The organism is Streptomyces sp. NPDC028289 (genome assembly GCF_055565975.1).
The window spans coordinates 545,785-560,078 of record NZ_JBVHTI010000006.1; the positions used below are offsets into that span (position 1 = coordinate 545,785).

The following is a 14,294-nucleotide window of genomic DNA, read 5'->3' on the forward strand; positions in this document are numbered from 1 at the left end:
GACACCGGCCGCCGAAGGAAGCAGCACCCATGACCACCACGCAGAGCACCCAAGTCCCCGCCACGACGGCGACCCGGCCCGCGACCTCCACCGCCGCACGCGTCCAGAACGCCGTGATCAAGTACGGCTTCATCTTCGTCACGGTCGCGCTCTTCCTCTACTTCGCGCTGAGCGAGGGCACCTTCCGCGAGTCGGCGACCCTCCTCGACACGCTCCGGTACGTCTCCGTCGCCGCGATCCTCGGCCTCGGCGTCACCCTCACCATGGCCGTCGGCGGAATGGACATGTCCGTCGGCGCCGTCGCCGGCCTCGGCGTCTCGGTCGCCGCCCAGACCATGGTCGTCCACAACCAGGTCGGCACCGTCGCGATCGTCGCGGTACTGGCGGCGGGCGCGATGGCGGGCCTGCTCAACGCACTTCTGATCGTCGTACTGAAGATCCCCGACATGCTGGCCACCCTCGGCGTCATGTTCGTCATCCAGGGCGGCAAACTCGTCATGGTCGACGGCCAGTCCGTCACGCCGGGCATGACGATGTCCGACGGCAGCACGGCACCCGGGAAGTTCACCGCGGGCTTCCTGCGCATCGACCGCGGCACGGTCCTCGGGATCCCCGTCTCGGTCCTGATCTTCGGCGCGCTGACGGTCGCCGCCTGGGTCTTCCTCGCCCGCACCCGCTGGGGCCGGGTCCTCTACGCCATCGGCGCCAACCCCGAGGCCTCCCGGCTGGCCGGCATTCGGGTCGGCGCCTACCGGGCCCTGGCCTACGTCATCTCCGGTGTGCTCGCCTCGGTCGGCGGCCTGATCCTGGCCTCCCGCATCGGCCAGGGCGACGTGAGCGCCGGCACCTCCCAGCTCCTGGAGGCGGTCGCCGTCGCCCTCGTGGGCACCTCGGTGCTGGGCCGAGGCCGCCCCAACGTGTGGGGCACGGCCCTGGGCGCGGTCCTCATCGGCATCATCACCACCGGCCTGACCATCAAGGGCCTGCCGTACTACACGCAGGACGTGGTCGAGGGCGCAGTCCTCATCCTGGCCCTGGTCTTCAGTTTCACCCTGTCCAAGCGCCGTACCGCATAAGGAGACCGACACCATGGGCTACCGCATCCTGGACCCCGACGACATCCCGGTCTACCTGGGCGAGCGCGGCCACTGGGACGACCTCGACGACATCAGCGTCCGCGAGGTCTCCGACGGCAACCTCAACCGCGTGTTCCTGGCCTCGGACAGCGCCGGTACCCGCAGCCTCGCCGTGAAGCAGGCTCTGCCCTGGGTGCGCGTCGCCGGCCCGTCCTGGCCGCTGAGCCCCGACCGTTCCGACGCCGAGGCCCGCGCGTACGAGCAGATCGCCAAGGCCGCCCCGGACAAGATCCCCGCGATCCACGGCTACGACGCCGAGAACCACGCCCTCGTCATGGAGGACCTGTCCGACCTGACGGTCCTGCGCACCCATCTCAACGAGGGCGGCTCCTACGGCCCGTCCACCTCGGTCCGCATCGGCGAACTCGTCGCGCAGCTCTCCTTCGCCACCAGCGACTTCGGCATGCCCTCCGCCGAGCGCAAGGCCCTGATCGCCGCCTCCGTCAACCCCGAGCTCTGCAAGATCACCGAGGACGTGGTGCTGTCGGAGCCGTACGTCGAGCACGAGCACAACCACTGGCACCCCGGACTCGACGACCTGGCCGCCGAGTTCCGCGCCGACACCCGGCTGCGCACCGAGGTCGCCGAACTCCGCCACGTCTTCATGACGAGCGGTCAGGCACTGCTCCACGGCGACCTGCACACCGGCAGCGTCATGGTCGGCCGGCGGAACGGCGCCGAGGTGGTCCGCGTCTTCGACCCGGAGTTCTCCTTCGTCGGCCCGATCGGCTTCGACCTCGGCCTGTACTGGGCGAACGTCCTCGTCTCCGAGGCCCGCGCGCACGCGCTGGACAGCGAGGGCGACCACGCCGATCAACTGCGTCTGAGCTGGGAGGGGTTCGAGACCGAGTTCCGCCGCCTGTGGCCGACGCGGGTCGACACCTTCTTCGACGACGCCTATCTGGAGCGGTTCCTGGGACGCGTCTGGACGGAGGCGGTCGGCTTCGCGGGTACGGAGATCATCCGCCGCGTCATCGGCTTCGCCCATCTCACCGACCTGACGACACTCCCCGACGACCTCCAGGTGACCGCCTCCCGCCGCTCCCTGCTGCTGGGCCGCGAACTGGTCGTCCACCGCGCCGAACTGAAGGACCCCGCATCCGTCCGCGCCCGTTCCGGCAGTCGCATCGCACGCGGCCGGGCGGACGACGGGCGGACAGGGGGCTGACCGGACCTTCGATCCCGGCTCCCGCGCCCGGTTCACGGCTCCCCGACCTCGGCCGACCGCCCAGCTGAGGTGATGGCGATGTGCTCGCCGTCGGCAGGTCGCCCGGGAGGAGCGGGCCGGAAGCCGGACGGGTGCGAGCCGCTCCCCGCCCGCCTCCCCCCCCCCCCCGCCACGTCGCCGTGCGGGCCGTACCACCGGTGCCGACGTCGGTGCGGACCCGGTCGGCCCGCCGGGCTGCACCGAGCAGGCCGGTGTGTCCGGCGGAACCCTTCTGCCGACCGGTCAGGGCCGGGCACGCCCGTCTCGTCGCGGACCGCCCATCGCGGTCGCCCCCGAGTCCGATGTGGTCCACCCCGGCCACCTCACGGGCGTGTTCCACGTGATCGGCGACCTGGGCGACCGTCACGTAGGGGCGCGGGTGCTCCTGGCCTTGCCGGACGGCCCTCCCGGACGGCAGGCCGGCCACGGACGCCGGCCGGCGCGGACCCGGTGATCGCGGCCTCGTGATCCGTCGGTTGAAACCGTTCAATCACCCTGGGCCGCGCTGTGCGTGCCGCTCGTCTCCGTGGCGACCGCGGATCGGTGGCGTCATCAAAGTGCCTGCACGACGATTGACCCCCGCCTCGTGTGGCTCTACGTTACCCACGGCCCTCCGTATTGAATCGATTCAAGCAACGCTTCGTTCCATCCGTGTGAGTGAGGAGTCGCAGATGATCAGCAGGAGGAACATGCTCGCGGGCGCCGCCGCCACGGTCGCGGCGGCCGCCGCCGGCGGTGTGTCGGCATCGACGGCGTCGGCATCCGGGCAGACGCAGACGCATTCGGGCAAGGCGGATGACGGGCTGAGCGTCGCCGCGCCCACCGTCGAGTACGTGCGGCACCCCCTGGGCCTCGACGTTCAGCACCCGCGGCTGAGCTGGCCGTTGGTCTCCGACCGGGTGGACGTGCGGCAGAGCGCCTATCAGGTCAGGGTCGCCACCACGGCCTCGAGGCTCGACCGCCCCGACGTCTGGGACAGCGGGAAGGTCGCCTCCGGTGAGTCCGTCCTCGTGCCGTACTCCGGCCCCGCGTTGAAGTCCCGGACGCGTTACCACTGGTCCGTGCGGGTGTGGGACGGCGAGGGCAGGGTCTCCGGCTGGAGCGCGCCCTCGTGGTGGGAGACCGGGCTGATGGGGACCGGGCAGTGGACCGCCGACTGGATCTCGGCACCGGCGACTCTCACCGACGCACCCTCGTTCGACGGCGGGTCGTGGATCTGGTTCCCCGAGGGCGACCCGACGAGCAGCGTGCCGGCGGCCACCCGCTGGTTCCGCCGCACCACCCAACTGCCCACCGGGATCACGGCGGCGACGCTCGCCATCACCGCGGACAACGTGTACTCCGTCTCCGTGAACGGTGTTGAGGTGGCGCACACCGACCTCGACACCGACAACGAGGACTGGCGCCGCCCGGCCGTGATCGACGTACTGGACCGCGTTCAGGCCGGCGACAACGTTATCGCCGTCTCAGCCACCAACGCGACCGTGGGCCCGGCGGGGCTCGTCGCCGTCCTCGTGGTGCGTACCGCCTCCGGCGAGCAGAAGGTGTTCACCGACGCCACCTGGAAGGCCACGGACACGGAACCGGCCGACGGCTGGCGGGGGCCGGGGTTCGACGACGGGGGCTGGCCCGCCGCCCGGGTGGCGGCCGCCTGGGGCGGCGGGCCGTGGGGGAGGGTCGTCCCGGTGTCGTACGCCGTCACCCAGCTGCGGCACGAGTTCCGGCTCCCGCGCAAGAAGGTGTCCCGGGCCCGCCTGTACGCCACGGCGCTCGGCCTGTACGAGGCGCACCTCAACGGCAGCCGCGTGGGCGACGACCAGCTCGCGCCCGGCTGGACGGACTACCGCACGCGCGTCCAGTACCAGACGTACGACGTCACCGACCTCCTGCGGCCGGGCACCAACGCCATCGGGGCGTACCTGGCACCCGGCTGGTACGCGGGCAACGTGGGCATGTTCGGGCCCGGTCAGTACGGCCGACACCCGGCCCTGCGAGCACAGTTGGAGGTGGAGTACACGGACGGTACGAGCGAGCGCGTCACGTCGTCCACCGACTGGCGGGCCGCCGCCGGGCCGATCGTCGCGGCCGACCTGCTGAACGGCGAGACGTACGACGCCCGCAAGGAGACCCCCGGCTGGGCCTCACCCGGCTTCGACGACGCGAACTGGCCCGGCGCGCGCGGTGAGGGCGACATCGGCCCCGGGCTGATCGTCGCGCAGGTGGACGGGCCGGTGCGCGTGGAACGGGAGTTGACCCCGAAGGGGGTGACCCAGCCCAGGCCCGGGGTCTACGTGTTCGACCTGGGACAGAACATGGTCGGCTCGGTACGGCTGCGGGTGTCGGGGGATGAGGGCACGACCGTGCGGCTCAGACACGCCGAGGTGCTCAACCCCGACGGCACGGTCTACACCGCGAACCTGCGGAGCGCGGCGGCGACGGACACGTACACCCTCAGGGGCGGCGGGGAGGAGGTCTACGAGCCGCGTTTCACCTTCCACGGGTTCCGCTACGTCGAGGTGACCGGATTCCCGGGTACCCCCACGGCCAAGGCCGTCACCGGGCGCGTCATGCACACGGACGCCCCCTTCACCCTGGGCTTCGAGACCGACGTGCCGATGCTGAACCAGCTGCACCACAACATCACGTGGGGTCAACGCGGCAACTTCCTCTCCGTGCCGACCGACACTCCCGCGCGCGACGAGCGGCTGGGCTGGACCGGCGACATCAACGTCTTCTCGCCCACCGCCGCCTACACCATGGAGTCGGCCCGGTTCCTGTCCAAGTGGCTCGTCGACCTGCGGGACTCGCGGACCGCGGCGGGTGCGTTCACGGACGTGGCGCCGGTGGTCGGCACCCTCGGCAACGGCACCGCGGGCTGGGGCGACGCGGGCGTCACCGTGCCCTGGGCCCTCTACCAGGCCTACGGCGACCGCCAGGTCATCGCGGACGCCCTGCCGTCCGTGCGCGACTGGCTGACGTACCTGGAGCAGCACAGCGACGGACTGCTGCGCCCCGCCGAGGGATACGGCGACTGGCTGAACGTCGACGACGAGACTCCCAAGGACGTCATCGCCACCGCGTACTTCGCGCACAGCGCCGACCTCGCGGCCCGGATGGCGGCGGAACTCGGCGCGGACGCCGACGCCACGACGTACCGCGGCCTCTTCGGGCGGATACGGGCCGCCTTCCAGGGCGCCTACGTCACCGCCGACGGGAAGGTGAAGGGAGACACGCAGACGGCGTACGTCCTGGCCCTGTCCATGGACCTGCTGCCGGACGCCTCGCGCCAGGCCGCGGCCGACCGTCTCGTCGCCCTGATCGAGGCCCGGGACTGGCACCTGTCCACGGGCTTCCTCGGCACGCCCCGGCTGCTGCCCGTCCTGACCGACACCGGGCACACCGACGTTGCCTACCGGCTGCTGCAGCAGCGCACCTTCCCCAGCTGGGGCTACCAGATCGACCGGGGCTCCACCACCATGTGGGAGCGCTGGGACTCCATCCGGCCCGACGGCAGCTTCCAGGACCCGGCCATGAACTCCTTCAACCACTACGCCTACGGCTCGGTGGGGGAGTGGATGTACACGAACATCGCCGGCATCGCGGCGGGCCGGCCCGGCTACCGTGAGATGGTCATCCGGCCCCGCCCGGGCGGCGCCGTCACCACCGCCGACGCCCGCTTCGCCTCGGTCCACGGCCCCGTCGCCACCAAGTGGCGGCAACGGTCCGGCCGCTTCACCCTGACCTGCACGCTGCCGCCCAACACGACCGCGGAGGTCTGGATTCCGACGGACACGCCGAAGAAGGTCACCCACACGCACGGGACCTTCCTGCGCCAGGAGGACGGCTGCGCGGTCTACCAAGTCGGCTCCGGCACCCATCACTTCACCGCCTGACACCGGCTCCTTCGGCCCCGCGAGGCGGACACCGCACCGGCACGTCCGCCTCGCGACGCCCCCCCGGCCGAACGGTGCGGGTCCGCCACCCGTCGGCCTGACGGCCCGCCAGAGGCCGTACCGCCCGGTGGGGTGGGGTGCCGTCGCTGTCGTCTCGACCGTGTTCTCCCGCCCCATTGTGTTGAGCTGTGTGCCCCCTTAGTGTTCGACTTTGCCCGAGTCTGTTTGGTGTTGATTGCTCAGTCGGTCTGGAGGCCGTGGTGCGGAGTGATCGGATCGGTTCAGAGCCCGCGAGACCCGGTTGGCGCAGATGGTGGCGGCCCGTCCTCGCGGCGGCCGCGACCATTGCTTTGGCCGCGGGCATGACCGCGCCCGCGGCGGCGGCGCAGGACGTCGGCAAGCAGGCGCCCGCCGCCGACACAGGGGCCGCCCCGCAGGCGCACACCGTGAGTCTGGACGGCTACTCGTTCCTCGTCGACGGCAAGCGAACCTACCTGTGGTCCGGCGAGTTCCACTACTTCCGGCTCCCGAGCCCGGACCTGTGGCGCGACATCTTCCAGAAGATGAAGGCCGCGGGCTTCAACTCCACGTCGCTGTACTTCGACTGGGGATACCACTCGCCGCAGCCGGGCGTGTACGACTTCAGCGGGGTCCGGGACGTCGACAAGCTGCTCGACATGGCGCAGGAGGCCGGGCTCTACGTCATCGCCCGCCCGGCGCCGTACATCAACGCGGAGGTCGACAGCGGCGGCCTGCCCGGCTGGCTGACCACCAAGGCCGGGAACAACCGCAGCGACGACCCGCGGTTCCTGAAGTACGCGGACGAATGGCTGACCCAGATCGACCGGATCATCGCCCGCCACCAACTGACCAACGGCACCGGGTCGGTCATCGCCTACCAGGTCGAGAACGAGTACTACAACGGCTCGGCCGCCGGCCGCTCCTACATGCAGCACCTGGAGGACAAGGCCCGCGCCGACGGCATCACGGTCCCGCTGACCGGCAACAACAACGGCACCTTCAACTCCGGTACCGGCGCCCTGGACGTCGACGGCCCCGACTCCTACCCGCAGGGCTTCGACTGCTCCAACCCCGCGAAGTGGAACGGCGTCCCCGACATCAGCTACGACCACCCGGCCGGAAAACCGCTGTACTCCCCGGAGTTCCAGGGCGGCGCCTTCGACCCCTGGGGCGGCCCGGGCTACGACAAGTGCGCCCAGCTGATCAACGACCAGTTCGCCGACGTGTTCTACAAGCAGAACATCGCCGTCGGCACGACCGCGCAGAGCTTCTACATGACCTACGGCGGCACCAACTGGGGCTGGCTGGGCATGCCGGAGAACTACACGTCGTACGACTACGGGGCCGCGATCCGCGAGACCCGCCAGCTCGACCCGAAGTACTACGAGGACAAGCTGATCGGGTACTTCACCCAGTCGGTCGCCCCACTGGCCAAGACCGAGGCGATCCGGGCCACCCCGCCGGACGACTCCGCCGTCGTCGACACCGCCCGGATGAACCCCGACACCAAGACGCAGTTCCACGTCCTGCGGCACGGCAACTCCACGTCCACCGCGGTCGACAAGACCCACATCTCGCTGGACTTCAACGCCCAGCCTGCCGCGGACACCACCTACACCTGGGACGACCCCGAGTCGGCACTCCAGTACGCCGGTTCGTGGTCGCACGTCGCCAACACCAGCTACACCGGCGGCGACTACAAGCACACCGAGTCGTTCTCGAACAGGGCCGGTGACTCGCTCACCGTCCCCTTCGACGGCACCGCGATCCGCTGGATCGGCTCGAAGACCAATAACCACGGCTACGCCGACGTCTACCTCGACGGCACCAAGACGGCGACGGTCGACGACTCCGGCGGCGAGAACCAGGCCGTGCTCTTCCAGAAGACCGGCCTCGCGCCGGGTGCGCACACCCTGAAGATCGTCGTCGACGGGGCCCACAGCTCCGGGTCGACCGACAACTACGTGGCCGTCGACGCCATCGACGTGCCGACGGGCGACTCCGCCGCCGAGCCGACCTACCCGGTCGTGCCCCAGCAGCCCGGCACCGCGATCACCCTCGACGGCCGCGACTCGCACGTGATCGTGGCGAACTACCGGCTCGGGGACGCCCAGTTGCAGTACTCGACGTCGGAGATCATGACCAGCGAGACGATCGGGGACCGGGACGTCGCCGTGCTCTACGGCGACCAGGGCAGCGACGGCGAGACCGTCCTGCGCTACGCCACCGAGCCCACCGTCACCGCCACCGGCGGCACGGTCACCACCACCTGGGACGCGGCCACCGGCGACCTGCGCCTCAACTACACCCACAAGGGCCTGATCCGCATCAGTATCAGCGGCGACGGGAAGCGCCCGCTCCTGCTGCTCGTCGGCGACAAGGCGACGGCGGAGACCTTCTGGCGCCAGGACACGGCGACCGGCCCGGTACTCGTGCGCGGCACCCACCTGCTGCGCACGGCGACCAGCCTGGACGGCGGCCGCACCGTGGCCCTCACCGGCGACAACGCCGACGACAAGAACATCGAGGTGTTCACCTCGGCCGACCGGGTCACCTGGAACGGCAGGACGGTGCGCGGCGGGGCCACCGACACGGCGAGCCGCTCCGGGACCATCCCGACGGCCGCCCCGGTCCACCTCCCGGACCTGACGAACTGGAAGCACGCCGAGGAGTCGCCCGAATCAGCTCCCGGTTTCGACGACTCCGGCTGGCAGGTGGCCGACAAGGCGACCACCAACAGCGTCTCCGGCAGCGACGCCCAGCCGGTGCTCTACGCCGACGACTACGGCTTCCACACCGGCAACACCTGGTACCGGGGCCGCTTCCGCGCCACCGGCAAGGAGGCCGGCGTCCACCTGGTCTCGGACTCCGGCGGCGGCGCGCAGGCGTTCTCCGCCTGGCTCAACGGCACCTTCCTGGGCAGCTCCACCACCGGGAGCGCCGACTTCACCTTCCCGTCCGGCTCGTTGAAGTCGTCGGGCGACAACGTCCTCTCCGTGCTCACCGTGAACATGGGACACGAGGAGGACTACAACTCGACCAACGGGAACAAGACCGCCCGCGGCCTGACCAGCGCCTCCCTCACCGGGGCGCCGCTGACCTCCGTGACCTGGCGGATACAGGGCGTACGCGGCGGCGAGGACCTTCAGGACACCGTGCGCGGCCCGCTCTCGACGGGCGGCCTGTACGGAGAGCGGGCCGGCTGGTCGCTGCCGGGCTACCCGGACAGGAAATGGGACCAGGTGTCCCTGCCGACGACCGACACCCGTCCCGGCGTCTCCTGGTACCGCACCGACGCCGACCTGGACCTGCCGCACGGCCAGGACACCTCGGTCGGGCTGACGTTCACCGACGACCCGTCCCGCAAATACCGTGCCACGGTCTTCGTGAACGGCTGGCAGCTCGGCAACTACGTCAACTACCTCGGCCCGCAGCACACCTTCCCCGTGCCCAACGGCATCCTCAACCCCAACGGCCACAACAGCATCGCCATCGCCGTGTGGAACCTGGACGGAAGCACCGGCGGCCTCGGCAAGGTCTCCCTCACCGACTACGGCAGCTATGCCTCGTCCCTGCGTGTCGCGCAGAACGACAGTCCGCGCTACGACGCCGAGAAGTACGCGATGCCGAAGCGCCCGGGCGCGGACGTCACCCTGGACGTGCCGGACACCGCGCAGTCCGCCCAGGCCTTCACAGCCGAGGAAACGGTACGGGTGCCCGAGGACCAACCGTCAGCCTCGCACCTGACGGCCGCGCTCTCCGCCCCCGACGGCTGGAGCGTGACCGAAACGAGCCCGGGCTCGGTCGATCGGGTACGACCGGGCGGTTCGGCCACCTTCACCTGGACGGTGAAGCCGCCGGACGGGACCCTGCCGGCCGCCTCGGCACTCACCGCCACGGTGGACTACGTGCAGGGCGGCCGGCAGGCCACCGGCAGTGACGAGCGCATCGTCGGCGGGATCCCGCCGGCCCCGCCGGCCGGGGAAAGCGCGGTGAGCGACCTGCCGTTCCTGTCGTCGACCAACGGGTGGGGCCCGGTGGAGCGCGACACCAGCGTCGGCGAACAGGCGGCCGGCGACGGCCGTCCGATCACCGTCGCCGGCGTCGGCTACGCCAAGGGCCTGGGCACCAACTCGGTCAGCGACGTCCAGCTCTACCTCGCCGGACAGTGTTCCCGGCTGACGGCGCAGGTCGGTGTCGACGACGAGACCGGCGGCGCGGGAACGGTGACGTTCTCCGTGATCGCCGACGGCAAGACGCTGGCGACCACGCCGACGGTCCGCGGAAAGCAGACCGCGGTGCCGATCGACGTCGACGTCACCGGCGCCCAGGTGCTCGACCTCAAGGTCGGCGACGCCGGCGACGGCAACGGCAACGACCACGGCGACTGGGCGATGCCGACGCTGACGTGCGGCTAGCCGGACGACACACCGGGCCCGGCTACCAGGGCAACGGAGTTGGTCCCACGGGCACTTCGCGGTGTCCGTTCTCCTGGCCGACCAGACCGTTTCGGAACGGACTGGTCGGCCAGGCGGTTGCGTGCTGCGAGGGCGCGACCTGGACCGGGCGTTGAGAAGGGGACAAGTGGCAGCTTCCGCCCAGGAGTTCTGTTCCGCTGGTGCCGTGCCGGGGCGCACCCGCCGTGTCCGGCCGCGGTGGAGAAGGTGCGTGCGGGCAGCTTGACACGCCCGGGGGTACAGGGGCGGGCCGTTCGCGTCGGGGTAATGTGTTCAGGAATCGAACAGTTCTCCGTGGGAACCGTGATGACGGCTGAGACGGGAGAGCAGGCCGTCCGGGCCACCCGCATGTGACCTCTGAAGATGGAGCCGATGAACGTGTCGACTCGTGGCGGACGGCTGCGGAGCCGAGCCGCCACAGCAGCCTTCGTCTGCGCGATCGCCCTGTTACCCGGCCCGAGTTACGCAACCCCGGGCGAACCCGATCCGCGCAGCGAGAAGTCGATCGAGGACATCCAGGACGAGTTGAACGGCCTCTACCGCCAGGCGGAGGTGGCGACCGAGGCGTACGACACCGCCGACGTGAAGGCGGCCGAGCAGGAGAAGCGGCTGGCGTCGCTCCACCAGGACCTGGCCCGTACCGAGGACAGGCTGGCCAGTCTGCACGACCTCGCGGGCGCGGCCGCCCGCACGCAGTACCGCGGGGGCAGTCTCGACTCCACGGGCCTCCAACTGCTCCTCGGCGACCACCCCGACCACGCCCTGGACGACGCGGCGCAGGCCCGGCAGGCCCTGCGTGACGTGGTGACCGTGTCCGAGAGCCAGGCGAACGCCCGCGCGGAGCTGAGCCGGCAGACGGACGCCGCCGCCGAGAAGCTGCGGGAGCTGAAGAACACCCGCGCCGACAAGGCCGAGGCGAAGCAGAAGATCGAGAAGAAGATCGCCGAGGCCGAGCAGATCGAGGCGGGGCTCAAGAAGGAACAGACCCGCAAACTGGCCCAGTTGGAGAAGGAGGAGGCGAAGGAGGCCGAGGCCAGGTGGACGGGACCCGGTTCCGGCGGCAGCACCTCGACCGGTACCGGTTCGGTCGGCGGCCATACGAAGGCGAGCGGAGCGGCCGCGAAGGCCGTCGCCTTCGCGCTGGCACAGATCGGCAAGCCGTACGTGTGGGGCGCGGTCGGCCCCTCGTCGTACGACTGCTCGGGACTGACCTCCACCGCGTGGGCCGCGGCCGGCCACCCCATACCCCGCACCTCGCAGGCGCAGTGGCAGGGACTGACCCGGGTCAGCCTGGCCTCCGTGCAGCCCGGCGACCTGATCATCTACTACGACGCCACCCACGTGGGCATGTACATAGGCGACGGACAGATCGTCCACGCCCCGCGGCCCGGACGCACGGTCACGACCGCCCCGGCCGCCTCCATGCCCATCCTCGGTGTCGTCCGACCCGGAGTCTGAGCGGATGACCTACTCACTCACCCCCCGCAACGAGGGAAACCTGCCCGCGCTCAGCGCACCGCCGCTGATCCGGCTCGACGCCTACGTGGCCGAGGACGGGTCGACGGTGGTCAACGGCCACCTGCTGGAGATGGGCGGCACTCGGCCTCCCAACGAGGCGATCCTCGACGCGATCGCCATGTTCGCCCGCACCCTGGGCGCCCCGGTGGCGGCCACCGTCATCGACCGCAGCGTGCTGCAGGTGGCGCGCCTGCGGGTCCACCCCGACGGCTCCAGCCGGACCATCGCCGACGAGGAGGACCTGCCGCCCGGGCGCGAGCGCACCGCCGCGGAGGAGGAGGCCTTCCCTCCGCTCGCCCGCGTCGAGCGCATCATCGAGCACGCGCAGCGCGGGGAGCTGCACGCCGCGTCCGTCCTCGCCAGCGCCCTGCGGGAGCACCTCACGCTGCGCAGGGGAGCGGAGGACGAACTCTCGCTGGAGGCACGGGCGATCGAGGCGTACCTCGCGTACCAGCGCGGCGACTACATGCTCTCCACCGTCCTCGCGCTGACCGTCGCGCGCATCCGCTGCCGTACCGACCTGAACCGCGCGGCACCCGAGGTGGCCCGCGCCACCGCGGCGTGGCAACGGCTGACGGACGACGGCCAGGTGGCCACCCGAGGGCAGGAACTGCTGCACATGTGGGAACACCTGGCCGGGCAGGGCATCCAGCTGGAACCGGCCCACCAGGCCATGGCCCGGGCGGTCCGGAGCCGGCTCGAACGGGGCAACCGCTCACTGCCGGCCCCGGCTCCGGCCTCCGCACCGGCCGTGACGGCGGGCCAGGGGCCGGTCGCCCCCGAGGACACGCCCCTCAACCCCACGCGCCGGGGACTGCGACGCTTCACCCGGCGCGCCGGCCGCTCCGCCGAGTCGCAGTCCTGAGTGGGTCAGGTGCACGCGCCCCGAAGGGGCGCTGGGGTACCCCCGGCCGAAGGCTCGGGGAGGAACTGCGCGACCAGCCACGACGGCGTTGCAGGCGAACGACGGCGTGCAACGGCACTTCCTGGGGCCGATCTCAGCCGTCCGCGGACGTCACAGGCCGACCGGTGAACGCGTCGAGGAGCACGCGGTCCCCGAGCGGCCTGCGCAGCCCGACCTCGACGTCCTGCTCGATCAGCTGGGCGGTGCAGGCGCCGTCCCGCGCTCCCGTGACGGAGGCGTACAGGACGACGCTCGCGTCCGTCTCCAGCGCGCCGACGACGGGGCCGTCGTCGCACGCCCCGTGCGTGGCCCGCACCGTGACGGACCGGCCGTCCGGCGCCGTCCCCGTGAGCCGGGGGATGATCCTGAGGCCGCCCGCGGCCCCCTCCCGGGCGGGAGCGACGGATGCCCCGGGAACCTTCGACGCGCTGACCGCGACCCGCTTGAGCGGGCTGTCGTAGCCGTCGAGCGTGAACAGCCAAGCGGGGACGGTGGCCGTGCCGCGGCTCGTGGTGATGGTCGTCGTGCCGAGCCTCGCTCCCGTCACGGTCAGCCGGGGCCCCGCACTGTCGTTGCGGGCGAAGGACCCGTACGCCTTCCGCGCTCCCCAGAGCGGACGGGTGAGAGTGCCCCCGCTCGCCCACTCGACCTTCCCCTGACCGGTGGCGGCGGCGGGCAGATCGCCCCGCAGCGCGAAGTTCCCGGTCTCGTAGGCCTGTTCGTCCGCCCTGCTGTGCCAGCCCGACGCCGGAACCTGCACCTCGTCCGCCATGGGGTAGAACCCCCGGCTCCAGGCGGTGGCCGCCGCGGATCCCCGCCAGGCGTCGGCCACTTGCCGGGCCCGCTGCACCTGTGCCGACCGGGCCTGCCCGTCGTCGCCGGCTCGCGAGCCGGCGACGCAGCCCGCGAGGAGGCAGCCGCCCAGCACGGGCGCGACAAGCAGGCCGACCAGACGTTTCGCTCGTACGTGCATGACATCCCCCGGAGTTCGTTTCCCGGCGCGGCGGCTCAGGGTCCACGTCTTCGACGCACGGGACGGCGTTGACGTTCGCCCGCAACTCTGGTGCCGTGTACGAATCTTGTTTGCCCGCCGTACGCCTTCCCCGTGTGTGATGTGGGGCGGTTGTGAACGAGGTGGGAGCGATTCCATCCGTCCAC

Annotated in this window: 7 protein-coding genes and 1 pseudogene; 6 read left to right on the forward strand and 2 right to left on the reverse strand. The window is 71.3% G+C overall.

Annotated features, from left to right (window positions below):
* Positions 1 to 29: 29 nt before the first annotated feature.
* Both ACZ4UV_RS31740 and mtnK read left to right on the forward strand, forming a co-directional pair.
* Complete coding sequence (locus ACZ4UV_RS31740; protein WP_467842488.1) at positions 30 to 1,076, forward strand: ABC transporter permease; 1,047 nt, start codon at positions 30 to 32, stop codon at positions 1,074 to 1,076.
* A gap of 13 nt (positions 1,077 to 1,089) precedes the next feature.
* Positions 1,090 to 2,304: an S-methyl-5-thioribose kinase gene (gene mtnK / locus ACZ4UV_RS31745; protein WP_451018115.1), complete on the forward strand. Its 1,215-nt coding sequence runs from the start codon at positions 1,090 to 1,092 to the stop codon at positions 2,302 to 2,304.
* Between the two features lie 316 nt (positions 2,305 to 2,620).
* On the opposite strand, the pseudogene ACZ4UV_RS31750 reads toward mtnK, so the two are convergent.
* A pseudogene (locus ACZ4UV_RS31750) lies at positions 2,621 to 2,770 on the reverse strand (membrane dipeptidase); the annotation flags it as partial.
* A 244-nt stretch (positions 2,771 to 3,014) separates the two neighbouring features.
* Here ACZ4UV_RS31750 and ACZ4UV_RS31755 point away from each other — a divergent pair.
* From ACZ4UV_RS31755 to ACZ4UV_RS31770, 4 genes are all read left to right on the forward strand, one after another.
* Complete coding sequence (locus tag ACZ4UV_RS31755) at positions 3,015 to 6,236, forward strand: alpha-L-rhamnosidase (RefSeq protein ID WP_451018114.1); 3,222 nt, start codon at positions 3,015 to 3,017, stop codon at positions 6,234 to 6,236.
* Positions 6,237 to 6,598: 362 nt separating this feature from the next.
* The gene (locus ACZ4UV_RS31760; protein ID WP_467842492.1) at positions 6,599 to 10,675 is read left to right on the forward strand and encodes a beta-galactosidase; all 4,077 of its coding nucleotides are present in this window, start codon (positions 6,599 to 6,601) and stop codon (positions 10,673 to 10,675) included.
* A 411-nt stretch (positions 10,676 to 11,086) separates the two neighbouring features.
* The gene (locus tag ACZ4UV_RS31765) at positions 11,087 to 12,172 is read left to right on the forward strand and encodes a C40 family peptidase (RefSeq protein ID WP_467842495.1); all 1,086 of its coding nucleotides are present in this window, start codon (positions 11,087 to 11,089) and stop codon (positions 12,170 to 12,172) included.
* 4 nt (positions 12,173 to 12,176) lie between these two features.
* Positions 12,177 to 13,097 (forward strand): hypothetical protein, encoded by a 921-nt coding sequence (locus ACZ4UV_RS31770; protein WP_390035605.1) that lies wholly within the window; start codon positions 12,177 to 12,179, stop codon positions 13,095 to 13,097.
* 133 nt (positions 13,098 to 13,230) lie between these two features.
* Here ACZ4UV_RS31770 and ACZ4UV_RS31775 read toward each other — a convergent pair whose 3' ends face one another.
* Positions 13,231 to 14,109, reverse strand: a complete 879-nt coding sequence (locus tag ACZ4UV_RS31775; RefSeq protein WP_467842500.1) for a hypothetical protein — start codon at positions 14,107 to 14,109, stop codon at positions 13,231 to 13,233.
* Positions 14,110 to 14,294 lie beyond the last annotated feature (185 nt).